The sequence below is a fragment of the Eggerthella lenta DSM 2243 genome, from assembly GCF_000024265.1.
GTDB classification, from domain to species: domain Bacteria; phylum Actinomycetota; class Coriobacteriia; order Coriobacteriales; family Eggerthellaceae; genus Eggerthella; species Eggerthella lenta.
Map to the genome: position 1 here is coordinate 2,128,035 of NC_013204.1, position 23,462 is coordinate 2,151,496.

Consider the following 23,462-nt stretch of genomic DNA (forward strand, 5'->3'; position numbering starts at 1 on the left):
TCCTTTCCTCAGATGCTCGTCTGCGAGCCGAAATCGATCGTGCCCTTCAGATGGGCGCGTTTGATGGTGTCCATAGGGATGCGCGCCTCGGCGCCGTCCACGTCGAGCACGACCACGTCGCCCTCCACCGATGCGATGGCGCCGGTCCAGCTGCCGCGACCGTCCACGGGCTGCGTCTTGAGCACCGCCGTATCGCCGACGAACCGCGCGAAGTGCTCCGCGGTGCGCAGCGGCCGGTCGATGCCGGGCGACGACACTTCCAGCGTGTACGCCCCGGGGAACGGGTCGAGCTCGTCCATGAGGTCGTTGATCCACGCCTGCGCGGAGGACAGCTCGTCGAAGCTCACGCCGTCGGGCGTGTCTATGTACACGCGAATCGTCGGGGCCTTCTTCGCGCCCGCGACCTCCACCGTGACGATCTCGACGCCCTCCTGCTCCGCCCGGGGAGCTAACGCGTCGAGCAGCTGCTGTTCCTTCTTGCTGAGCACGCGCCTCCTCCTTCCCGTTTGGTTTCGCTTCGCCGCCCCATGCTCTCACGCCGCGGAGCGGCGAGCCCTTACAAACAAAGAAAGCGGGAACAAGCCCACTTTCTCGTGTGTCGAAAGTATGGTGCGCGAAAACGCGCTTGCTTCTTTGTCGTGCCGTGTATTTATACCATATCGGCAACGCTTTGCCTAGGCCGCTCACCAGGCAGCGCGCAAGTTCACCACATTTTCCGCGCCTCGGCGGGCGCCCCTTGCGCGACGGGAGCCGAAACCTTGCGAGCACATGCGCATCATCGGCCGAAAGACACGGAAATCGGCTGGAAAACGTGTTTTTCGGCCGATGATGCGTCGCTCAGCCGTCCAAGCGAATGACGATGCGCACGACGGCGACTCCGCCCTCGACGTCGGCGTAGAGCGCGCCGCCGTGGCGTTCGACGATCTGGCGCATGGCGGGCAGGCCCAGACCGTGGCGGGACGCGTCGGCCTTGGACGTGCGCGAGAACGACGCGCCGGGGACGGCCGCGTTCTCGCATCGCACGGCCAACCGTCCGTCCTGCGCGCGCATGGAAAGCGAGACGAAAGGCCGGCCGGCGCCCTCGGCTCGCACGCGCTCGCACGCCTCGACGGCGTTCGACAACAGGTTCGACAGCAGCACGGACAGCTCGGTGTCGCGCAGGGGAAGCTCCGCGGGCACGCGCGCCTCGCAGCGCACCTCGATCCCCGCCGCCTGGGCCGGAGCCAAATACGCTGCCATGACCGCGTTCGCCACCAAGTTGTCGGCGTAGCGCAGAGGGGCTTCGGCCTCCTGCTGGCCGGACAGCTCGACCAGATACGCTCTACAGCGCTCCTGCTCCCCCGCGTCGATCAGGCGGCTCAGCGCGGCCGCATGATGACGCAGGTCGTGGCGCGCCGCCCTCGTAGCCTCTTCGCCCGACCGCAGATGGCGCAGCCCCGCCTCGGCCGCACGCACCTGCACCTCCAGATCGCGCACCTGCTCGGCGGCGAGGCGCAGGCGGCGCACCCGCTCCACCAGCATCCAGGCGAACACGCCCACGAGCAGCAGCCCCGCGTACTCGCTCTGCCACAGGCCGTACATAGGCTCGTACGCGTTGTTGTCGAGAAGGTTCGCCACGAGCGCGGCGCCCAGCACCGCGCAGCCGCACAGCACGAAGCGCGCCTCGTCGGTGCGATCGCGCAGCCCGACGGCGGCGCATACGGCGAACAGCGCCCAGCAACCGACGCGCACGGCGGTCTGGTACAGGCCGTACGCCTCGATGCCGCCCGGCAGCGCCGGGATGGACAGCGCCCAGGCCAGCGTGACGACCGGCAGCGCCCACAGCGCGCGGGCCGTCCGGCGAACGAGGGGGCGGGCATCGCGCGTCCACGCCAAACCCGCGGCTCGGGCGGCTACCGACACGGCTGAGACGAGCACGCACGTCCAGGCCGCGTCCTCTACGGCATACCACCAGGCTCCTGCTGCGCCCAGATGCCAGACCAGGCCATGCGCGCCCGCCACGGCGAAGGCGGCGCACAGCACGCCGAAGTCGCGCGCAAGCGCATCGCCGTCGCGCTTGCGGCGCACCGCGAACGCGAACAGCGCCGCGGCCAGCGGCCCCAGCACCAGCACGCAGGCGGACAGCGCGTTCGCGAACGAGACGTTCGCCATCTGCTGCGCGGTGCCCAGCACGGGCGGGTAGACCAGCCCGCTGTAGTAGTGCTCGTCGTTGCGCACCTCAAGGCGCAGACGCGTGTCGCGGTCCGCCACGATGCCGACCTGCGCCCCGTCTCCGCCGGCCGCAGCAACGACCCCGTTTACGTACAACGTGAAATCACCGTACACCTCGGGAACCAGCAGCACGAGGGCGCGTTCTCGTTGCGCGCCGACATAGCTAAGCGTCAGCTCGTACACGGCGGAGCCGAAAGCCGACGTGCCGCCGGGAGCATAGGAGAAGTTGGAGTACTGGCCGATGAAGGTTTCGGTCCGCGGCGCCCCGTCCACGGAGAGCATCCAACCGTCCACGAGCGGGACGAGACGGTCGAGATCGTCATCGGACACCTCGATAACGCCGTCGGAGCCGTAGGGCGGCCCGAACAGGTATTTGTTATCATAGTGGTACGCGATCGCGAACACGCATCCCGCCAACAGGAATGCGACCGCGGCGTGAACCGCGAAGCGATGCACAGGGCGATGCGGCATGAACCGCCTTTCAGGACGACGAGGAGCTTGCATGGAGCATGGTAGCAGAAAACGCCTCGTGCGAGCATTGGCGTGCACGACCATGATCGCGCTGGCGCTGTCGCCGGGTCTGCCGGGCGTCGCGGCTCACGCCGACGTCCGCGAAGGCGACGCGCGCATGATGGCGGGCGGCGGCTCCGTAGGCGGGGGCCCGGGCGCCATCGACCACGTCGACAAGCCGTTCGGCCAGATCATCCGCATCATCCCCGATCACGGCATGTCGGCTTTGCTGTACCTGCCAGCCCTGCCGGTGGATCCGTACCACAGCGACGAGGAAACCGGACATCCCGCATTGCAGACGATTCGGGTCGACCGCGCCTATGCGGACGACCCGGACTCCTGGGAAGCCTGGGGCACCTTCGAATGGGACGCGGATTGGCAGGAGTACGCCTGGGGCCTCGACAGCGTCCAACCCGCGTACGACGACAACTACGCCGATCCCAGCATCCTGTACTGCACGGTCAGCTACTCGTCCGAGACCGTCGACTATCGCGACTTCTACCTCCGCGCGACCGCGGTGGTCCTCGAGGATGGCGTGCAAACCACTATCGAGTTCGAGCCGGCGCTGTTCGAATACGCCGAGGAGTGGCTTCCCGAACCCGTCGAGCCGGTCGACCCGGTCGAGCCCGAAAACCCTGCAGAGCCCGAGAAACCCCAAGAACCGCAGAAGGAGCCGCCGACCGTCGTGAACCCGCCCGACGTGAACGGCGGCGACAGCGGAGGGAACCGCGGAGGCGTGGGCCAGGGGGAAAGCGAGCGGAACGAGGCGAGCGAAGAACGGCCGAAGAAAGACGGCTTCCCCGCCGGCGGCAACCCTGTCTCAACGGCCTCGATCCTGCCGCTGCCGCGCAACGAGGAGCCGGCCGCCGGAACGCAGGACGGCGACGGGACGCAAGAAAACGCGCCCGACGAGCAAGCCGGGCGCGCAGGGGAAAGCGATGCTGCAAGCAAGGAATCGATGCCGGGAAAGGCCTTCGCCGATTCTTCGACAAGCCGCGATTCGGCGGCGACCTCCGCGGGCTCGACCTCGTCGGGAACCGCGCACCGTATGCCCGGCTTCGCCCTGGCCATCGGAGGCACGATCGGCGCCATGGCTTTGATCAGCGGCATCGCTGCCTTCGCAAGAGCACGTAGAAAGCGCTAGCGACGGCGGGAGCGCAGCGCTACGACCAACACAACGGCTCCGGCGACGAGGGCGACAGCTACGCAACCCGCCACGAGGGGGAACAAGCCGTCGCCGGTTGTCACCAGCGCTTTATCCGAGCCGGAGGGAGCCCCGGGGCTTACGTTCGTGCCGCTCGGAAGCTTCTCGGGGCTCGGCTTGGCGTTCGATCCGCCGGTCCCTTCACCGGAGTTTTCTCCCGGATTCTGCCCGGAGCCTTCCGAGCCGTCCCCGGGGTTGCCGCCAGACCCGTCGCCCGAACCGTCGTCAGGGCTCCCGCCCGGCGTGCCGCCGGGGTCGCCCGGCTCATCGGGCCCGACCGAAGAGCCGGAAGCGACCTTGACGGACAACGGAGCCGGCAGCTCCATGCCCAGCTGCTTCTCGTCCATCTCCACATGCGAGGAGCTTACGACCTCGAGGCTGCTCACGGACACTTCCGCAACGGAATCGCTCGAAGACGACAACGCGAGGGTTCCCAGATCGAGACGGTCGCCCGAGAACAGGTTCCCGTCCTTGACGGCCACGTAGAGGTTCACGCGCTGGCCACCGTCCACCGGCTTGAAGCGCACCTGCGCCACCGCGGCGCCCTCGACCGCCTTCGAGAAGCCGAACCCGGCCTCCAGCGCCTCGCCGCCCTCGCCCTTCACCGTCAACGACAGCTTGAGCGCCCGAACCTCGTCGCCTCCCTTGGGGACGACCAGGCTCACGTCGACCGAACCGTTCGAGGCACCCTCGTCCAGGACCACGCCAGGCGCCTCCCCCGCCCAGGCGATTCCCGGGGCAAGGGCCAGGCAGAGCGCGCATGCCGCCAACGCGCATGCCGTCATCTTCTTCATCTTCGCAAACATATCTTCAACCGTTCCTCTCGGCTTCAGGCTAATCGGCTGCGACGGTCGCGTTGCCGCCGAGCTCGACGTCGGGCAGATTGTCGGGAACATCGCCCGGAAGCGAGTCGCTCACCAGGCGCTGTCCCTCGTTCGTCAACGCGTTGTCCACGCGGTACAGCTCGGCGCGCACCTGCTTGGGCAGCTTCATGCTCGCAAGGTCGCCGGGCTCGATCCAGTAGACCCAGCTTCCTTCGGACACGTCGCCCAGCATGGCGTCGCCGGGCTCAGGCGCCATGATGATCTGGCTGGCAACCGTGCTGCCGTCGGCGTTCACGCCGCCCACCACGTTGCCGTTCTCGTCGTAGAGCACCACCACGTTGTACGCCGGGTTGCCCTTGTACGAGCCGGTGAACACGAGCGAGCCCTTCGGAATGAACTGCTTGTCCAGGTTCTCGTCGGCCTTCTGGTACACGAAGTCGCTCTTCAGGATGCCTGCCGCGCCGCCGTTCGCGTCGAGGAAGAACACGTCGTCGCCCGAGGGCCCGAACACGTCGAGCTCGGCCACCGACAGCTGCCTGCCCGCCTGGCCGACGGCCGTGATGCGCAGGTAGCGCGCGTCGTAGGTGCAGATCCAGGGATCTTTGCCGTTGTCGAAGTACAGCGATGCCCTGCCGTCCTTGTCAAGCGACAGCGCGCCCTCCTTGATGAGGGTGTAGTTCTCGCCGTCGAGGCTGGTCTCGATGCGGTAGTCCCCGATGGCCGAGCCCTCGGCGCCGGCGCCCAGCGTATAGCGCAGCGAGGTGACCTCGGTGGGCTTGCCCATGTCGAGCGTGATGACGGGGTCTTCGCCGTCCGACGCGCCCGTGTACACCGTGTCGGCCTTGCCGTCGACCATCAGCTCGGACGCGGGCTTCGGCGCGGGGGCGTCGGGATCGCCGTCGTCGGCAGGCGGAACCGAGTCCTGCGCGGAGGACATGTTCGTGGACACGGTCCAGCCGCTCTTGTCCTGCAGGCCGTTGCCCGTGAGCTTGATCGGATCGAGCACGAGCGCCTTCGAGCGATTCAAGAACTTGTCGACGACCGTCACCTCGTAGGACACCACGCGGTTGCCCAGCGAGGAGGCGTTGTCGACGTACGAGGCCGTACCGTCCGCCGCAGCCTGCGCGAAGCCCACGACCTGGCGCTGCTGCGCGCCGTCGACCGTGGTGAGGCGCGCGATCTCGTAGCCCAGCACGGAATCGCCCGCCGACGCGTCGGCGCCGAGGGAGAGCGCCACCTCGCTGCCGTTCGCCTCCGCCGCCGCCTGTGCGACGTCCTTGTCCAGGACCGCGCCCGCTTCCTCGTGGGAGCGGGCGTAGGCCCGGGCATCATCGTTGGCGTAGCACAGCGCGCGGTCCTCGGCCGGGAACTGGCTGACGTAGGCCTTCGTGGCCTCGTCGGCCGTGAAGCCCCAACGCTGGAAGAAGTCGGTCAGGTCGCGCTCGGCCGCGGCGCTGGCCAGGCGGATGATGTTCTGCTTCTCGCCGCCGCCCAGGACAAGCTCGGTCCCCTCAGGCGCGGGCGCCGTCTTCGGAGCGCGGGCGTAGCTGTCCACGCGCGCGAAGAAGCGGTTGTCGAAGGCCTGCTGGTACGTGTCGTACAGCTGGTACGCGCCTCCGGCGTCGTAGGCCAGACGCAGCTGCCAGTACATGGCCAGCTGCGTGAACACGCTGCCGGTGCGGCCCTCGTCGCCCGAGGTCACGCGATCATACACCTCGTCGTAGCTGAACCGGGCCGAAGCGCTCGTGCCGTCGGTCTGCGACAGCTGCGCGAAGTAGTTGTTCGTCACCTCGGAGTAGGCGTACTGGGCCTGGTTGATGTTGTGCCCGATCTCGTGCGCGATGCCCCATCCGAAGTACGACCCGGAAGCCTTCTCGCCGTCGCCGTCCACCGCGACCGGAGAACCCTTGCCGAGCCCCGGGACCGAATCCCACTCGATGCCGATGTGGTTGCCCGCCGCGTACATGAACGCGCCCGCGAACATGCGCGTGTAGCGGATGTTGAGATGCTGCGAGGGCAGCAGGTTGCTCTTGATCACGGCCGCGTCGGTTCCCGCGTCGAAGGAATCGGCCAGGCCCTTGTGCTGGTAGAACAGCTCCATCATCTGGTCCATGGCGTCGAACGAGGCGAGCAGCCGAGCCGCGCGCTCGTCGGCGGTGCCCGAACCCGCCCCGGCCAGCATCTGCTGGGCCGGTACCGAGTACATCATCTGGTCGAGCATGACGTCGGTGGCGTTCAGGACGCAGTTCTTGGGATCGTAGCCGTAGCGCACCGCCGCGTTTCCGCCGGCTCCGTGCAGCTTGCCGTGGCTCTCCTCCAAGGCCGGCACGTAGGCCTCCAGCGCCTGGACGTAGGCCGTGGTGCGCGCGAGGCGCTCGGCCGGGTCGTCCACCTGGTACAGATCCAGCACGGGCACCGCCTGGGCCCCGCTGACGCGCACGCCCCAATCGGCGGCATCGTTATCGCCCGTGTACTCCACGTACAGCTGGCCGCCGTGTTCGACGTCGAGCGACGACAGGCTGGGGATCGTTATCTCGTTGCGGCCCACCTTGAGCGTGGCGATGGTCTTGGACACGTTGCTGGACTCCGGATGCTGCTGCGACACCACGAGGCGCAGCGGCGCCTCCTTGCCGGTGACCGCTCCCTTCGCGCCCGTGTACACCACGATCTGGTCGCCCTCGGCCACCACGGCGCCCAAGGGCTGCCAGGCGTTCAGGCCGCTGATACCCAGGCTGCGGTTGTCGCGCGCCGAGGAGATGCCGTTGTGCACGCGCACCGTTCCCTCGAGGCCCTGGGTTGCCAGCAGCTTGCGGGCGTTGTCAAGCTCCACCTGCAGCTCCACGCGGTACGGGTTGAACTCGCCGCTTGCCGGGTCGGGCGTGTCCAGGCGCTGCTGCAGCTCGTCCACCGCCGCGGAGGTCACGTCGTCTTTCAGCTCGAGGTGCAGGTCGTCGGCGTACAGCGCCATGATGTCGCTCTCCAGGCTGTCGTAGGCATGGAAGCGCATCTCGGCGACCACGACGTTGCCCGAGGACCAGGAATGGCCCATGCCGATCCTCACCTTGGACGAGGTCACGGGCTGAGGCAGCTTCGCCAGCACGTACTTGCGCCCGTTCTCGCCCGTGCGCATCTGCACGTTCGCCTGGACGGTCTGCCAAGCGCCAGCGTCGTCGACGTAAGAGACGCTGACCCTGCCGTAAGGAACGCCGTCCTGAACGTCGGCGAACGAAACCATGCCGAGCGTCTGGGGCTGGTCGAACGTCACCGTGACGCCCTTGCCGAGCGCGGGGTAAAAGCCGCCCTCGTCCCAGTCGGCCACTTTGAGATACGACGCGTAGTCGTCGTCGAACAAGCCGTAGGCGCTTTTTGCCTCGCCCGACGTTTCGTCCAGCGGGCTGTCGATCATGGAGCCGCGCCCGTAGGTTGCCGAGACGATGCGGTTCAGGTAGTCGCCATCCGCGTTCTCGGTGTTAACCAGGCGGTAAGCCGGCAGCTGCGCCGGCTTGACGTTCGCCGTGCGCACGACGGCCATGACCGAAGGCGCGCTCTCGCCGATCTCGTTCGCACCGGTCAGATACACCTGGTACTCGGTATCGTCCTTCAAACCGTCAACGGAGCAGGACGTCTTCGTCAGGTCGGGCACCTTCGTGAAATCGCCGCCCTCGTCGGCCTTCTCACGATAGAACAGGTTGTACGAATCGGTGTCCTCCATGTTCTTCCAGCTGGCCTTGAACCCTCGATAGGCGCCGGACAGCGAGATGCCCTCGGGCGCGTCGGGAACCTTCTCGGCCTTCGGCGTGACCTGGACGCTGCCGGACCAGTCGCTGCGCCAGGCGCCGTTCGTGGAGCGAACCTTGAGGGTGAACACGGTGCCGTTCTTGATCTTCTGCTCGTCGAACTGCGTGACGGAAAGCGAGGTGCCCGTGGCGCGCTTGACCTCTTCCCTGCCGTTCGCGCTGATGGAGAGCTCGTAGCCCGTCACGTTGGTCTCCGCCTTCCATGAAACGGAGAACTGCTTGCTGCCCGCGACGGCGGAAAGCTCGCCGGGAATGTTCAGCTCGGGTTCGGGGATGCGCTCCTCCATGTTGTTGAGGAACTCCACCTTGGACACCTCGGCGAGGTTCGTGCCGCCCTGCGTTTTGGTGATGACGAGCGTGACCTTCTTGACAGCGATCTGGCCGCCGAAGTCCACCACCACCGTGCCGTTCTCGTCGATCACGGCCGTGGGCGCGCTGGAGCGGAAGAAGGCCGCGCGAGCCTCGGCTCGGGAGATGCCGATCTCGCGGACGGTGCCGTCCGTCAGCTCGACCAAGAGGCGGCCCGCCTCGGAGGCATGGTCGCCGCTGGCGGGCACGTTGATCACCATGCCGCCCAGCTTCGGGGCCTGTTCGGAATCTTTCGCCAGGTCGAAGGACACTTCCACCGGATGCTCGTCGGAAATGGCCTCCGAGGCCCTGAGCGAGACGGGCTTCGCGTCGGCGCCTACCACCTCGTCGAGGCTGCCGGACGCCACCTCGGTGCCCTCGCCCGGCGCCGCCTCGACCGCCGCGGGGGGCAGCGAGCGCGCCACGGTGGCCTCCACCGCGACGCGATCGAAGCTGGACACGGCCGTCTCGAGATCCGCGAGCGACACCGTGCCGTCGCCGTTCGCGTCGCAGGCGGGGCTTGCCGCGCCCGCCTCTATGTCGTCGATGATGGCGGAGGCGTCCGCATCGTCGACCGTGCCGTCGCCGTTGACATCGCCGGGCACGAGCACGCCGATGCGCGCCGGAGCCTGCGGGTCGGCGGCCAGGTCGCCCACGTACAGCTCAACGGCGGAGGAATCGCCCTTGACGTCGATCTTCTGGGAGTACGGCGCGATGCCGGGCGCGCGCACGCTCAGCGTGTAGGAACCGTCGGCCAGACCGTCGAATCGCGCGACCGACCAGGAGTCGCCTTCAAGGGAAAGGTTCAGCTGCTGCGCGCCGACCTGCACGCCGTCGGAGTCGGCGAGAGCCACCTCGTAGGCGGTGCCGGCCGTCGCCGCCGGACGGCCCTCGGTCAGCGTCACGCGCAGCTCGCCTGCCGGCGGGGCAACGGCGCTGCGCGAAGCGTTTTCAGCTTGCAGGGGCGAAGCCGTAGGCTCCGTTGCGTTTTCGGTTCGGGTTTGAGATTTGGATCCGGAAGCCTCGGCGGTGCCGGATGCGTCCGGAACCTCGTTTCCAGGCCCGTGATCGGCTTCGGGGCTCTGATTCGGCGCCGTCTCGTCCGCCTGGACCCGTCCGGGAGGGGCGGGTTCCGCATCGCTTTCGACGGCGTATGCCGGGATGGTGCACAACGAAGACGCCAAGACGACGGCAAGCGCCGCCGACAAGGCACGGTGGGTGCGTTTCATGTTCGTTTCCGTTTCTCGCCAGCCATTACGTAGGTTGCGGGAACACGCCCGCAAATATGCGACGAGAATAATAACATACGGTGACGGAGACGGTGGCCGAATTGCCGGCGAAAGCGGGGAGAATATCGAGAACGAGGCGAAAGTGGGACTGGGAGATGGAGCTGACGACTCGTTTGGCCGCAAAGCGAGTCTTCAGCCCCGTCCCCCTGCCTCATTCGGGAGGGCCGCACCGGAATACGCGCCCTCCCCTAAAAAGAACGGCTTGCTACTTGCCTGCTCGCACCAGCTCTTCGGCCATTTCGCGCAGCTTGAACTTCTGCACCTTCATGGACGGGGTCATAGGGAAATCGTCCACGAAGAACACGCGCTTGGGCACCTTGTAGCGAGCGATGCGCGGAATGGCGAAGGCGCGCACATCGTCCTCGGTCATATCCTCGTAACCGGGGCGCACGCGGACGAACGCGCCCACGAGCTCGCCCAGCTTCGGATCAGGAATGCCCACCACCTGGGCGTCCAGCACGCCGGGCATGGTCAAGAGGAAGTTCTCCACCTCCAAGGGGTACACGTTCTCGCCTCCGCGGATGATCATGTCCTTGATGCGCCCGGTAACGCGGTAGTAGCCGTCCTCGTCCACCGTGCCGAGGTCGCCCGAATGCAGGTAGCCGTCCGCGTCGATGGCACGCGCCGTCTCCTCGGGCATCTTGTAGTAGCCCTTCATCACGTTGTAGCCCTTGCAGCACAGCTCGCCAGGCTCACCAGGTCCGCAGATGCGGCCGTCGGCGGGGTCGATCACGCGCACGTCCACCGGAGGATGCTTGCGCCCCACCGTCTCGCACTTGTGCTCGATGTCGTCGTCGGCGCTGGTCTGCGTGAACACGGGGCTCGTCTCGGTGAGGCCGTAGCAGATGGTGATCTCCTTCATGTACATGCGGTCCATGACCTCGCGCATGGTCTCGGGCGGGCAGGGGCTGCCGGCCATGATGCCTGTGCGCAGGCTGGACAGATCGAACGTATCGAAGTCGGGGTGGTTGAGTTCGGCGATGAACATGGTGGGCACGCCGTAGACGCTGGTGGCGCGCTCCTTATGTACGGCCTGCAGCACGAGCCCCGCGTCGAACTCCTCCACGATGATCATGGTGGAGCGGTGCGTAAGGTTCGCCATGACGCCCAGCACGCAACCGAAGCAGTGGAAGAACGGAACGGGCAGCGTCACGCGGTCGTCGGGTCCGAGCTTCTGGCCTTCGCCGATATAGAAGCCGTTGTTCAGGATGTTGCGGTGCGTGAGCATGACGCCCTTCGGAAAGCCCGTGGTGCCGGACGTGTACTGCATCATCACCACGTCGTTGTTGTCGAAATGGGTTTCCGCCTCTGCCAACGCCTCTTCGGGCACATGGCTTCCCAGCAGCACGAGCTCCGGCACGCTATAGCAGCCGCGATGCTTTTCGGGACCCATGTAGATGATGTTCTTGAGGAAGGGGTAGTTCTCGGACTCCAGGTAGCCGCGCTGCTGCGTGAGCGTCTCGGGCACGAGATCTCGGATGATCTTCAGATAGTCCACGTCGCGATAGGCGTCGATGACGCACAGCGCCTTCATGTCCGACTGCTTCAGCACGTAGTCAAGCTCGTGGCTCTTGTACACGGGGTTCACCGTGACCATGACCACGCCGATCTTGGCCGTGGCGTACATGAACGTCAGCCAGTCGGGGATGTTGCGCGCCCACACGCCGAGGTGATCGCCTGGGCGCATGCCGATGGCGAGCAAGCCGCGCGCCAGGTTGTCGGTGCGCTCGTCGAACTCCTTGTACGTCCAACGCAACGCGCGGTCGGGATACACGACGAACTCGTGATCGGGATCTACAGCCACCTGATCGCGGAAGTAGCGGCCGATGGTCTTCTCGGAGTGCAGCGGGTAGTCTGGATCGCCCGGGACGGGGGCGGTGATGGCTTCGGTCGTCATGTTCCCTCCCCTAGATCGGCGTGTACACGACGGCCAGGAACTTCGCCTTCTGGCCGTCATGGGCACGCACCTGATGAGGCACGATGGAGTCGTAGTAGATGCTCTCGCCGGGATGCAGCACGTACAGCTCCTTGCCGTACTCGATCTCGATGCAGCCCTCCATGCCGTAGAGCCACTCCTCTCCTTCGTGCCCCACCAGCTCGTGATCGGCTTCGCCGGAGGGATCCACCGTGATGACGAACGGATCCATGTGACGCGAAGGGCGCCCGGCTGCAAGGCTGAAGTAGCTCAAGTCGCCGCCCGAAGTCGTTTCGAGGCTCTTCGTGCGCTCGACCTCCTCCATCTGATCGCGGTCGATGTACGCGGGGCCCAGATTCTCGTCGTCGTCCATGAGCGTGCCAAGACGCACGCCCAACGCTCGGGTGATCTTGATGAGCGGCGCGAGAGATGCCGGCAGCTCGCCGCGCTCCAAGCCCTCGATGACCGAGACGTCGCATCCGCAACGATCCGCCAGATCCCGGCTCGACAGATGGTGGGCGGTCCGCAGGGTGACGATCTTCTCTCCGAGCCTGTTGTCATCCGCCATAGTGCGCTCCCCTTTTCTCTCGTCGCAACAATGCATCCGGATAATTATCCCCCGTTCGCGTGCCGTCGCAACGAAAAAGCGCCGAACGGCCATCTTTCGCTTGGTCAAACGCTTGCGAGAAGGCTTGGAAACGCCCGGAAAACTCGCGAAGCGTCCCGCATGCGACCGAAGGCCCTTCCATCCTCGCTCTCACAGGATGGAAGGGCCTCTGGACCGACCCGGGGCGATGCCTTTGGGCGGACGGAAGCTAGTTCTTGAAAAGCTCGTGTTTGAGCTCTTCCTCGTCCTTGATGGACAGCGAGGTTTGCAGCACGTCGCCGCCGAACGGTCGGATGGCGTCGATGAACTTGTCGGTGGTCATCTCGTCGACCACCATGAACACGGCGGCGCTGTCGTCGGTGCTCAGCAGGTTGCGCACGCGATCCTGGAAGTCCTTGTCCACGCCGTGCTTGACGATGGCGCCCGTCAGCGCGCCGATGCCCGCGCCCAGCGCCGCGCCGACGATGGGCACGAAGAACAGCAGGCCGAACAGCACGCCCCAGAACAGACCCCACACCGCGGAGGTTCCCACCTTGGAGCCGGGCGTCACCACGTCGTACTTGCCGTCGGCGCGCCGCGCCACGACTGCGACGGACTGCAGGCTGACGATGAGGTTCTTGTCGAGATCGAGGATCTTCTGGTAGGCGGACTTCGCTTCCGCTTCGCTCGGGTAACCGAGCACGATGAGCGTACTCATATGATGGAGCTCCTTTCGATGCGTTCGAATACGGCTCCACTCTAAGCCTCCGCAAGCCCCTACGGCGAGAAGTGTTGCCGTTCGCCATCGGTTCGATACCGTCGCGTAAGCCGGCCGCTGGCCGCATGGGAAGGCATGAGGCCGAGACGCGCTTGCACGGCGGCATGAAAACGGCCCCGACGATCTTTCGATCATCGGGGTCGCGAACATCTTGCAAACGATTCCGTCAGGACGTGCGGTTCCTACCCGAACCGGTACTCCACGCCCATCGTGGGCCGGGGGTTCTCCCACTTCTTGACGATGGTGCCCTCGCAGGCGATGCGGCAGGTGCCGCACTCCAGGCAGCCCGCGTAGTCGAAGGACTTCTTGCCGTCCTCGTCGATCTTGTAGAGCGCCGCCGGGCACACGCGCACGAGCTTCAGGAACTCCTCGATGTCGGGGTCGTCCACGAGCTCGATGTGCGCGCTCTCCTCGTCCACCTCGTACTTGTCGAGCGCCAGGTACTCGTCGACGTTGACCGTGATCTCCTTGACCTCGCTCACAGCGACTTCACCGCCTTCCGAACCTCGCCGGCCAGCTTGAACAGGCCGCGCTGCTTGACTATGGGCATCATGCGCTTCATCAGCGGCTTCTGGGGTTTTCCGTCCACGCTGAACATGGCGTTGAAGACGTCGCGCGCCATGGCCGGGTACTCGGTGAACATGCGGTCCCAGCCCTCCATGACGTGCGGCCACTTGGAGAAGGTGCGCAGGTCCTGGATGACGAAGGAGCCCTCCATCGCCTCCTTGTAGGAGGCGAGCCCCGCCTCGCTCGTGTCGCCCGCGTCGAGCGCGCGCACGGCCGCCTGGCCCGCCATCTGGCCGGAGGCCACGGCGAAGTCCATGCCTCGCACCTGGTAGCCCATGTTCATGCAAAGGCCGGCCGACTCGCCGGCCACCAGGCAGCCGTCGAACACGTACTTCGGGACCATGCCGTAGCCGCCCTCGGGCACCATGTGGCCGGAGTGCTCGACGAGCTTCGCGCCGCGGATGACGGGCGCCACGGCCGGATGGTTCTTGAAATCCTCGAGCATCTGGTACACCGGGTAGGGGTTCGAGGCGTCCATGGCCGTGGAGACGGTTGCCACGAGGCCGAGCGAGATGGAGTCCCTGTTCGTGTACAGGAAGCCTCCGCCGACGTTTCCGTGCGTGCAGTCGCCGACGAACAGCATCGCCGCGCCCTCGCCCTCGGGCACGAGGAAGCGGTCCTCGATCTGGGAGGCCGGCAGCTCGAACACCTGCTTGATCCCGACCGCCATCTGGGAGGGCTTCGGGCGGGGGTTGCCCAGGCTGCGCTCGCAGAGCAGGCTGTTCACGCCCTCGGCGACGATCGTCGCCTCGGCGGTGATCTCGTCCTCGCCGGCGCGCACGCCGACGACCCTGCCGAACCCGTCCTTCAGGAGCTCCTCGACGGCGATGCCGCAGATGTACTCGGCGCCGGCGTCCTCGGCCTTGGAGGCCAGCCACTGGTCGAAGGGCGCGCGCAGGACCGAGTAGGAGTCCTTGCCCTCCTCCGCGAGCTCCGGGCTCGTGAAGTCGACCGCCGTCTGCGAGGCCGGGTCCATGAGCGCGATGCGCTCGTGCGTGATCTTGCGCTCGAGCGGCGCCTCGGATTCGAAGTCGGGGAACACCTTTTTCAGCGAGTGCGAGTAGATGCGCCCGCCGGTCATGTTCTTCGCGCCGGCGAAGTTGCCGCGCTCGACCACGAGGGTCGACTTGCCGGCCTTCGCGAGCTCGTAGGCCGCCACGGCGCCCGCACACCCGGAGCCCACGACGATCGCGTCGAAATCAGCCATGTCCTGTCCTTTCCTATCGTTGCGTTTCCGTTTTCTTGCCGTCCTGCAAACCGTCGCGCCCCGAACGAACACGATCCCGGTTCGGAGCATCCCGCGGTTGCGTTTCCTCAGCCCTGCCGAACGCGACGATTGTCGCGAACCGTTGAGGCCGCCGTCCCGAGCGCGCGAGGTGGGCGCGGAGCGTCGAGGCCGCGACGAGCTGGCGAAGGTCTCGTCGGGAGGCGAAGGGAGGATGCATCCGCCCCGCTTCCACCTGCGGCGCTCGGGACGGCGGCCTGACCGGCTGCCCGGATCCGCGAAAAACGCGGATCCGGGCAGCTTGCCGCCTTCGGCTTACAGTGCCGCCGCCAGCTTCGGCAGGACGTCCTTGATGTCGCCCACGATGCCGTAGTCGCACTGCTTGAACACCGGAGCGTTCTTGTCCTTGTTGATAGCAAACATCGTGCCAGCGCGGTTGCAGCCCACCATGTGCTGCATCTGGCCGGAGATGCCGCAGGCGACGTACGCCTTCGGGGACAGCATGAGGCCGGACACGCCCACGTACAGCTCGGTGGGAAGCCAGTTCACGCCCTCGGTAAGGGGACGCGAGCAGGCAAGGCCTGCGCCCAGCTTGTCGCACAGCTCGCGCGCCAGGTCGAGCTCGGACTCCTCGGCGAAGCCGCGGCCGGCGGCCACGACGACGTCGGCCTTGTTCAAGTCCACGCCGCTCTTCTCGATGGGCTTGGAGGAGACCAGCTTCACGGGCGTCGCCGGAGCGACCCAGGCGACGTCCTCGACGGCGTTCGCACCGGAGGCCTCGGCGCCCTCGAACGCGCCCGCGCCCACCGTGTAGATGGCCACGTCGCCTGCGGCCTTCTGCACGCGCTCGGCCACGCCGCCGAAGTACAGGCTGACGGCGCCGTTCTCGAAGGACATGACGTCGGTGATGACGGAGGCGTTCGCATGGGCGGCCAGCTTGCCGGCGATCGTCTTCATGTGGCGCGTGGGCTCCACGAGCACCACGGCCGGAGCCTCGGCGTCGAACACCGAGATCACGGTGTCGGCGGCGTCGTCGAGGACGGTCCCTTCCGGCACGGAGATGCGGGCGATCTTATCGGCGACGGCCTCGGGGGCCTCGCCGAAGGAGACGAGCACGACTTCGTCGGCCATGGTGCGAGCGCCAGCGCAAAGCTCCCGAGCGGCATCCGTGCGTTCAGCGATAACGAGTACTTTCATGAATATCAACTCTGCCTTTCTATTGCATAAGGGGATGGTCGAGGGAACTTACAGCGCGGCCTTGAGGGCGGCGGCGAACTGCTCGATGGCGCCGTCGGCCGAGGCTTCAAGGATCTCGCGCTTGCGATCAGCCTGCTTGGGGGCGAGGCAGGACGCGACCTCGATGGAGCTCTCGTACGCGCCGTCGGCGCCCGCCACGTTCATCGGCTTCTTGCCGGCGGCGAGGATGTCCTTCATGCCGGGGATGCGGGGCAGCGCGATGTCCGGCGCGACGGACACGACGGCCGGAAGCGGCACCTCGACGACCTCCACCACGTCTTCCAGCGTGCGCTCGACCTCGAGCGCGCCGTCCTTGGCGGTAATCTTCGTGGCGGCGGTGACCACGGGCAGACCCAGCTTGGCAGCCAGCTGCACGTCCACCTGCTGCGCGTAGTTGTCGGCGGAGCCGTCGCCGCAGAGGACGACGTCGAAGTCGCCCACCTTGGAAACGAGTTCGGCGAGCGCGACGGCGGTGGCGCGGGCGTCAAGTCCCTTGCATGCGTCGTCGGCGGTCATGTACAGCTCGTCCACGCCGCGGGCGAGCACGTTCTTCTTCAACTTGGAGTCGTCGATGTCGGCGCCTCCCACGGTAACGGCGACCACGTTCGAGCCCTCGTTGGCGGCGGCCAGCTGAGCGGCGGCCTCGATGGCGTTCAGGTCGTAGGCGGACACGGTGTTCTTCGCCTTGGAGTAGTCGAGCGTTCCGTCTGCCGACACCTGGATATCCTGATCGTCGGGAACCACCTTGAAAGCAGCAACGATGTTCATCCTGTACCTTTCCCTTCTCGTTTGCCTTACTTTTGCATGCAAGTCGTTGGCCGGGCGCGCCTCGGCGCCTTCCTCCGATGCTTCGGAAGGCCCGGGGCCCTTCCCGGCGCGTTGATGACAGTTTGCCGCCCTGTCATCGCCCCGTCATCGCAAAATCGCTGTGAAACCCTCATTACTCAACTTTTGACTATGCCTGCGCGGGCTCTGCGGACGGGGGCGCCGGAGCCGTCCGGCGGCGGCGCGGGCCAGGCGGCGCGGCGAGCCCTTTCCACTTGGTCGCTACCCCGGTTTACTCGGGGCTACTGCTTTTTTTGCGATGCCCCGCTTGCGCAGTATCGTCGAATTACTGCGCTGCTTGCGATGCGGCCGATACCTGACGATCCCTATGATGGAACCAGATTTCAGGCGCGTCGAGCCTCCCGCTGCGCCGTGCTGCACATGCCGCAGCGGGAGGCGAGACCGCTTGGGAAACAGGCGTGAGATCGCAACAATCCAAGGAGGAGCAATGGCAGATTACTATGGCACCGACACCGTCGTATCCGAACTTCGCGAGGACGGCCTGCTGATCATCCGCATCAACCGTCCCGACGTGGCGAACGCCCTCAACGGCGTCACCTCCAAGGCCATGGAGAACATCATGAACAACGCCGAGACCGATCCCGCGGTGCGCGCGATCATCGTCACCGGCACCGGCAAGGTGTTCTGCGCGGGCGAGGATCTCTCCGAGCTCAGCGAAGGCGGAGAGTGCCAGACCGTGACCGAGCACGGCTTCGGCGGCCTGACCGCGCGCCTGTGCTCCAAGCCCGTGATCGCCGCCTGCAACGGCTCCGCGGCCGGCGGCGGCATGGAGATCGCCCTGTCCTGCGACATGGTGGTGGCCTCCGAGCGCGCCAAGTTCGGCTGCACCGAGGTGGGTCTGGGCATCATCGCCTCCACCGGCGGCCTCGTGCGCCTCGCCCGCGACATCAACCGCAAGGACTGCATGGAGCTTCTGCTCACCGGCAAGAAGATCAAGGCCGATGAGGCCAAGGCGCTGGGCCTCATCAACTACGTCGTGCCGGCCGAGGAAGTCATGGACAAGGCCATCGAGCTGGCCGAAGAGTGCCTGAAGAACGCGCCTCTGGCCCTGAAGTGGACGAAGTACATCGTGCACGCCGCCGACCAGATGTCCGAAGAGGACGCCATGCGCTACAGCGACGCCGCCTACCGCTTCCTGGAGAAGACCGCCGACGGCATCGAGGGCCCGGCCGCCTTCGTCGAGAAGCGCACGCCGAACTGGCAGGGCAAGTAGCTCCTTCTTGGCTTTCGTCCTTGAAACCCCCGGACGCGCGTCCGGGGGTTTTCGCTTTTTCCAGCGCGGCAGAGGCGTGCGATCGGCGCGGACGGGTCGCATCCATCGCGAATCGGCGCGGACGGGTCGCGCGAGATGCGCATCCCTCCTCGCGTCAAAAAAGCGAGGCGATGGGACGGGGCCAACGTCTCATTACTCCAACTCCCCCGTCAGACGTTCCTTCCAGGTGAGCTTGCGTGGCGCGAAGGGGCTTGGCAGGGGCACGTCGTGGCCGATGGAGCGCAAGGCGATGTCCCACAGCGTGCGGCGCCCGCCGAAGAACAGGTAGCGCTTCTCGAGCTCGGGAAGGGCCTCCTCGTCCGCCGCGCCGCTTTGGGCGAAGCCGTCGAGGATCGCGTCGCTCTCGCGCTTCGCCTTCGCCCGACGGTACGCCACCACGGCGTTCGCCACGAACACCCCCACGGTATAGGGCAGAACGAAGGCCTTCACGAGCGCCACCAGGTCGTCGGTGCGATAGTCGGCCAGCGCCCGAGCCTTGTCGCCCACAAGGTCGGGGTCGACGACGTGCGCGAGCTGCCCGCTTTCGCCCTGCGCCGCCCAGCGCTGCACGTCCACCAGCCACGCGCCCGCGAACACGATGGCTGCACCGGAGAACGCCACCGCCGCAAGGCCGAGCCCTTTGAACCAGCGCGCAACGCTGCTCATCCAGTAGTACGGTACCGTATAGGCGTACAGCAGCAGGAGCACGGCGGCGAACACCACCGAACCGCCGATGATCACGGCGTCCTGGCGCACGAAGTAGTCCGTCGCCGATCCGAGCACGCGCTGGACGTCGTAGACCCAGGAGAACCCGTCAGCGACGGCCGCCTCGGCAGGCCGGCCGATGGAGCCCGCGAGCGTCGAGATCCATGAGAGCGCCATGCCGAGAACCGCGACGATGACGAAGAACGCCGGCAGGGTGACCGCGATGCTGGCCAGGCCGCGCGCGAGCCCGTTGTCGAAGCGCAGCGCCACGTAGTAGAGCAGCAGAAAGCCTCCCAGCAGCACGGCGGCGAATCCCAGGTACAGCGCGATGGAACCCGACAGCTCCGCACCCGGCAGAAGCGCGAGCGCAGCGCGCGAGACGAGCAACGCCGCCGACAGACCCACGAGCGCGATGCAGCCGAGCACCCAGGCGCGCTGCAGCCGATCGGTCTCGGTGTCGAGGCGCGCCGTGCCGTTCTCGTCGACGAGCCGCACGAAGTCCAGGCGGTGGATGCGCTGCGATACGCGCACCGCCTTCACGGCGAGCGCGAGCGCAGGCGGCAGGAACAGCGCGAGCCCCGCGCCCGCCGGCAGCGCAAGGCAGAGCCCCGCGTAAAGCGCGAGCGGCAGACCCCAGCGGTACCCCGTGTCGAAAGGCCGGCGCGTCCAGGCGCCCAACCGCCGGGCGGCCGAACGAACGGCCTGCTTGCTGTCGGGAAGGCTTCTCATCATGCATCCAGTGTACGATCGCCCCGCCCGCCGGACAAGCAACGGCTGCGCAACCCCGCGCGAGAGGAGCAAGGAAGCCGTTCGATATAACGGGAATTCCACGCGGCTCCAACGCGGATCACCCACGGATCCAACGCCGTTTCCACGTGGATCACCTACGGATCCAACGTCGTTCCAACGCGGATTCCACGTGCCATAACACCTGGTAAACAGCTGGTCTGCACGCTCGTAACACATCGAAGCCCCATGCTACCCTCACGTCATGAACAGATATCTCAGTCATACTTCCGCATTGGAATGGCTTGCATACGCGAAGGCCGATCCGCTCGCGCCGGCCGCAGCCGATCGTCGGGAACGGCTTCCTCGACACGACGGAACCCCGCTTCCGCCTGCCGGTAAGACGACGCGCGCGGACGTCGACGGGCTCGCCAGCTTCGGCCTCGGGTACCTCGCGAAGCCCGTGCACCTTCTCGTGCCGAGCAGCGAGTGCAGGATACGATGCGCCGACGCCCGTTGCCACGTGCGATCAGGCCCGTTCCCCGCCCGTTCGTTCCTGCCGATCGACGAAGGGACGTTCTCGTCCTCCCCGGAGCTCGCCTTCGTTCAGATGGCGGAAGTCCTGGACTGCCCCCGGCTTGTCAAGCTGGGGGACGAGCTGTGCGGCATCTACGGCATAGAAACCGTCGGCATCGTCGACTTCGACCGAACGAGCCCTTTCACCACCGTCAAGCGGCTAGGGCGGTTCCTGCTCAAGGCAGAGTGCATGCCCGGCCTGGTGAAAGCCCGGAAAGCAGTGCGACACATCGCGCCGGGTTCGGCTTCGCCCATGGAAACGGCCATCGTCCTGCTGCTCTGCCTGCCCCCGCGGCTCGGCGGGTACGGCTTGCCGCGCCCCGTAATGAACGGAAGGGCGAGCCTCAAGAAGCAAGCCTGCCGCAAGCCCTCCGACCGACGCTACCGTTGCGACCTCTTGTGGCCGGCCGCCGACATCGCCGTGGAATACGACAGCTTCCTGCATCACGGCAGCCGCGCGAAGATGGCCGACGACGCAAGAAGAAGGAACGACCTGCTGGCGCGAGGCACCACGGTGGTATCGATCACGGGCAGAACAGTGTGGAACCTCATCGAACTCGACGAGATCGCACGGCTTCTTGCAAGGCGCATGGGCAAGCGGCTTTCCACGAACGGAGTCGGCTGGCGAAAAGCCCAGCACGAGCTTCACGGGATGCTGACGGGGTCTTTCTTCGATGAACGATGAGCTTTCCGCTCGTATAATCGGCTTCCCAACATGCGCAGCAGGGCTTCGCGCACGTTTCCGCGTCGCGATGTGCAGCAAAAACGAGGTTTTGGCAGTCCTGACCACAAGGAATGCGAAACGGAGAAGTCGCGACCAGGGGTTTCGCCTGGTTGCGTTCGCTCCGACGGCGTCCAACCGCTTCCGAAACGTCGAAAGACTGCCAAAACCTCGTTTTTGCTGCACATCAATGAGATCGAACGTGCGCGGAGGCCGCGAGGAGCGCGCGCGAAGCGAGGGCGGCACGAGGGTGGCGAGGCGAGGACGGCGCTGGCGGTCGGGCGCATGTGGGGATCGCAAAGAGCAAGCGACGCGGACGGGCGCGAAGGTCGCAAGGCGAGGGCGGCGCGATGATCGCGTGACGAAGGAAGTCGAACGGGCACTGGGACCGCGAGGTGCGGACGCGCACGGAGGTCGCAGGATGCGGGCGACGCGGGCGCACGGGGCGTGCGAGATGCCGTCGCGCGCCCGGGCGGTTGCCGGGCGCGCGAGGTTATGGCACGGCGCCTCCCCTACGCCCCGCGCGGGTGCGCGTCCCCCTCGTCGAGCGAGCTCGTCTCCAGAAGCGACTTGCCCTTCGTCTCGGGCGCCATGAACGCCGACAGCACGAGGCCCAGGATCACGAGGCCCGCCGCGATCAGCATGGTGGGGCCGATGCCGTAGGCGGCCAGGAACAGCGGCGTGCCGTACGTGGCGATGATAGTGCCGATGCGCGAGAACGCGATGGCGATGCCCACCGCCGAGGCGCGCACCTCGGTGGGAAACAGCTCGTTGGGGTACAGCCATTGCAGGATGCCCGGGCCGCCGCTGAAGAACGCGTACAGGCCGAACCCCAGGATGATCACGTAGATGGGGGCGTCCGGGAACACGCCCAGGATGACCAGGCCCACCGCCATGAGGGCGAGCGAGCGGATGAGCAGCGGACGGCGGCCCATCGAGTTCAGCCAGAACATGGCCGGGATGGAACCGATCAGGAAGAACAGGCTGACCACGCTCTCGCCCAGGATGGCCTCGTGGCCCTCCCCCAGCCCGAAGGCCGTCATGATCTCGGGGCCGAACGTGTAGATGGCGTACATCGGCACCACCTGGCACAGCGTCAGGATGCCCAAGAACACGATGCGCTTGGCGTAGCCGCCCGCGAACACCTTGCGCAGGCTGGTCTTCTCGCCCGGATCCTCCAGCTCGAGCTCCACGCCTTCGCCGAACACGCGCCGCATGACGGCGTCGGCCTCCTCGGTGCGGCCTTTCTGAGCCAGCCACATGGGCGACTCGGGGATGTCGTGCCGCCCGACCAGCAGGATGATGCAGGGGATGACGGCCGAGCCGAGCATCCACTGCCATCCGTTGGGCACGCTGTACAGGAAGTACCCCACGAACGCCGCCACCGTGGCGCCGAGGTACCAGGCGGCCGACACCATGCCCATGGAGATGGAGCGGTGCTGCTTGGGCGTGAACTCGGCGATGAGCGAGGTGGCTATCGGGTAGTCGGCGCCTACGAACACGCCGATGAAGAAGCGCGCCGCCACGAGCTGGAGCGGGTCGGCGCAGAACACGCTCAGGATGGAGAAGGTTCCGATGGCCACGATGTCGACGATGAACATCTTCTTGCGCCCGATGCGGTCGGTGAGGTAGCCGCCCGCGATCGTGCCCACGAAGATGCCCAGCAAAACCGACGCCCCGATGGCCGCGCTCCACGCCTCGTCGAGGTTGAACAGCGGTGTGATCTGCGTGAGCGCCACGCCGATGAGCGAGAGCACGTACCCGTCCAAAAACGAGCCGCCGCTCGAGAAGAACGTGATCTTGCGCAAGAAGGGCGTCATGGCCACGTCGTCCATGGTCTTCTTGGCCGACTTCTTCACCTTGTGGACCACGTCCCCGCCGATCTGCTTGGCGCCGTCGGCGACCTCGCCCATGGGAGGGCTCGTTACCTGGGTCATATGCTTTACGTTGCTCATGCTCTCATCTCCTTCTGTGCTATGCGTTCCTCTTGCGATACATCCTGAGCGGAGCGAAAGCTCCTCTTACCGTCACCCCGAGCGAGCGCAAGCGAGTCGAAGGTCCCGGCGGCACCAGCCGTGACGTTTCCCGCTTGCGCCGCACGGGATCCTTCGACTCCGGCCTGCGACCGGCGCTCAGGATGGCAACC

General features: G+C 66.5%; 16 protein-coding genes. 3 read left to right on the forward strand and 13 right to left on the reverse strand.

The window, feature by feature from the left end:
- Nucleotides 1–8 precede the first annotated feature (8 nt).
- Together ELEN_RS09085 and ELEN_RS09090 are read right to left on the reverse strand one after the other, a co-directional pair.
- A complete protein-coding gene (locus ELEN_RS09085) occupies nt 9–488 on the reverse strand; it encodes a ribosome maturation factor RimP (RefSeq protein WP_009609237.1) in 480 nt (159 codons plus the stop codon).
- A gap of 349 nt (nt 489–837) precedes the next feature.
- Complete coding sequence (locus ELEN_RS09090; RefSeq protein ID WP_009609290.1) at nt 838–2,682, reverse strand: ATP-binding protein; 1,845 nt, start codon at nt 2,680–2,682, stop codon at nt 838–840.
- 31 nt (nt 2,683–2,713) lie between these two features.
- Here ELEN_RS09090 and ELEN_RS09095 point away from each other — a divergent pair, with 31 nt between their 5' ends.
- Nucleotides 2,714–3,865: a hypothetical protein gene (locus tag ELEN_RS09095; protein ID WP_009609267.1), complete on the forward strand. Its 1,152-nt coding sequence runs from the start codon at nt 2,714–2,716 to the stop codon at nt 3,863–3,865.
- Here ELEN_RS09095 and ELEN_RS09100 read toward each other — a convergent pair.
- From ELEN_RS09100 to fixA, 9 genes are all read right to left on the reverse strand, one after another.
- Nucleotides 3,862–4,731: a hypothetical protein gene (locus ELEN_RS09100; protein WP_009307213.1), complete on the reverse strand. Its 870-nt coding sequence runs from the start codon at nt 4,729–4,731 to the stop codon at nt 3,862–3,864. The genes ELEN_RS09095 and ELEN_RS09100 overlap by 4 nt on opposite strands.
- A 28-nt stretch (nt 4,732–4,759) precedes the next feature.
- Nucleotides 4,760–10,123: a discoidin domain-containing protein gene (locus ELEN_RS09105; RefSeq protein ID WP_015760799.1), complete on the reverse strand. Its 5,364-nt coding sequence runs from the start codon at nt 10,121–10,123 to the stop codon at nt 4,760–4,762.
- A gap of 265 nt (nt 10,124–10,388) precedes the next feature.
- The gene (locus ELEN_RS09110; protein WP_009304369.1) at nt 10,389–12,080 is read right to left on the reverse strand and encodes an AMP-binding protein; all 1,692 of its coding nucleotides are present in this window, start codon (nt 12,078–12,080) and stop codon (nt 10,389–10,391) included.
- Nucleotides 12,081–12,090: 10 nt separating this feature from the next.
- Entirely contained in the window at nt 12,091–12,666 is a 576-nt protein-coding gene (locus ELEN_RS09115) for a helix-turn-helix domain-containing protein (protein ID WP_009304368.1), read from the reverse strand.
- 247 nt (nt 12,667–12,913) lie between these two features.
- Nucleotides 12,914–13,402 (reverse strand): DUF1269 domain-containing protein, encoded by a 489-nt coding sequence (locus tag ELEN_RS09120; RefSeq protein ID WP_009304367.1) that lies wholly within the window; start codon nt 13,400–13,402, stop codon nt 12,914–12,916.
- Between the two features lie 242 nt (nt 13,403–13,644).
- The gene (locus ELEN_RS09125) at nt 13,645–13,944 is read right to left on the reverse strand and encodes a ferredoxin family protein (RefSeq protein ID WP_009304366.1); all 300 of its coding nucleotides are present in this window, start codon (nt 13,942–13,944) and stop codon (nt 13,645–13,647) included.
- The gene (locus ELEN_RS09130) at nt 13,941–15,236 is read right to left on the reverse strand and encodes an FAD-dependent oxidoreductase (protein ID WP_015760800.1); all 1,296 of its coding nucleotides are present in this window, start codon (nt 15,234–15,236) and stop codon (nt 13,941–13,943) included. Before ELEN_RS09130 ends, ELEN_RS09125 begins: the two co-directional genes overlap by 4 nt.
- Before the next feature lie 333 nt (nt 15,237–15,569).
- Entirely contained in the window at nt 15,570–16,451 is an 882-nt protein-coding gene (locus ELEN_RS09135) for an electron transfer flavoprotein subunit alpha/FixB family protein (RefSeq protein WP_015760801.1), read from the reverse strand.
- A 48-nt stretch (nt 16,452–16,499) separates the two neighbouring features.
- Nucleotides 16,500–17,258 carry a putative electron transfer flavoprotein FixA gene (fixA, locus tag ELEN_RS09140; protein WP_009304363.1) on the reverse strand — a complete coding sequence of 253 codons (759 nt, stop codon included), beginning with the start codon at nt 17,256–17,258 and terminating at the stop codon, nt 16,500–16,502.
- Between the two features lie 505 nt (nt 17,259–17,763).
- On the opposite strand from fixA, the gene ELEN_RS09145 reads away from it, so the two are divergent.
- Nucleotides 17,764–18,549: an enoyl-CoA hydratase/isomerase family protein gene (locus ELEN_RS09145; protein WP_009304362.1), complete on the forward strand. Its 786-nt coding sequence runs from the start codon at nt 17,764–17,766 to the stop codon at nt 18,547–18,549.
- A 192-nt stretch (nt 18,550–18,741) separates the two neighbouring features.
- Here the strand turns inward: ELEN_RS09145 and ELEN_RS09150 are convergent, their stop codons facing one another.
- Complete coding sequence (locus ELEN_RS09150) at nt 18,742–20,025, reverse strand: hypothetical protein (RefSeq protein ID WP_041691641.1); 1,284 nt, start codon at nt 20,023–20,025, stop codon at nt 18,742–18,744.
- A gap of 604 nt (nt 20,026–20,629) precedes the next feature.
- On the opposite strand from ELEN_RS09150, the gene ELEN_RS09155 reads away from it, so the two are divergent.
- Entirely contained in the window at nt 20,630–21,280 is a 651-nt protein-coding gene (locus tag ELEN_RS09155) for a hypothetical protein (RefSeq protein ID WP_227111454.1), read from the forward strand.
- A gap of 548 nt (nt 21,281–21,828) precedes the next feature.
- Here the strand turns inward: ELEN_RS09155 and ELEN_RS09160 are convergent.
- A complete protein-coding gene (locus ELEN_RS09160) occupies nt 21,829–23,271 on the reverse strand; it encodes an MFS transporter (RefSeq protein ID WP_015760804.1) in 1,443 nt (480 codons plus the stop codon).
- Nucleotides 23,272–23,462 lie beyond the last annotated feature (191 nt).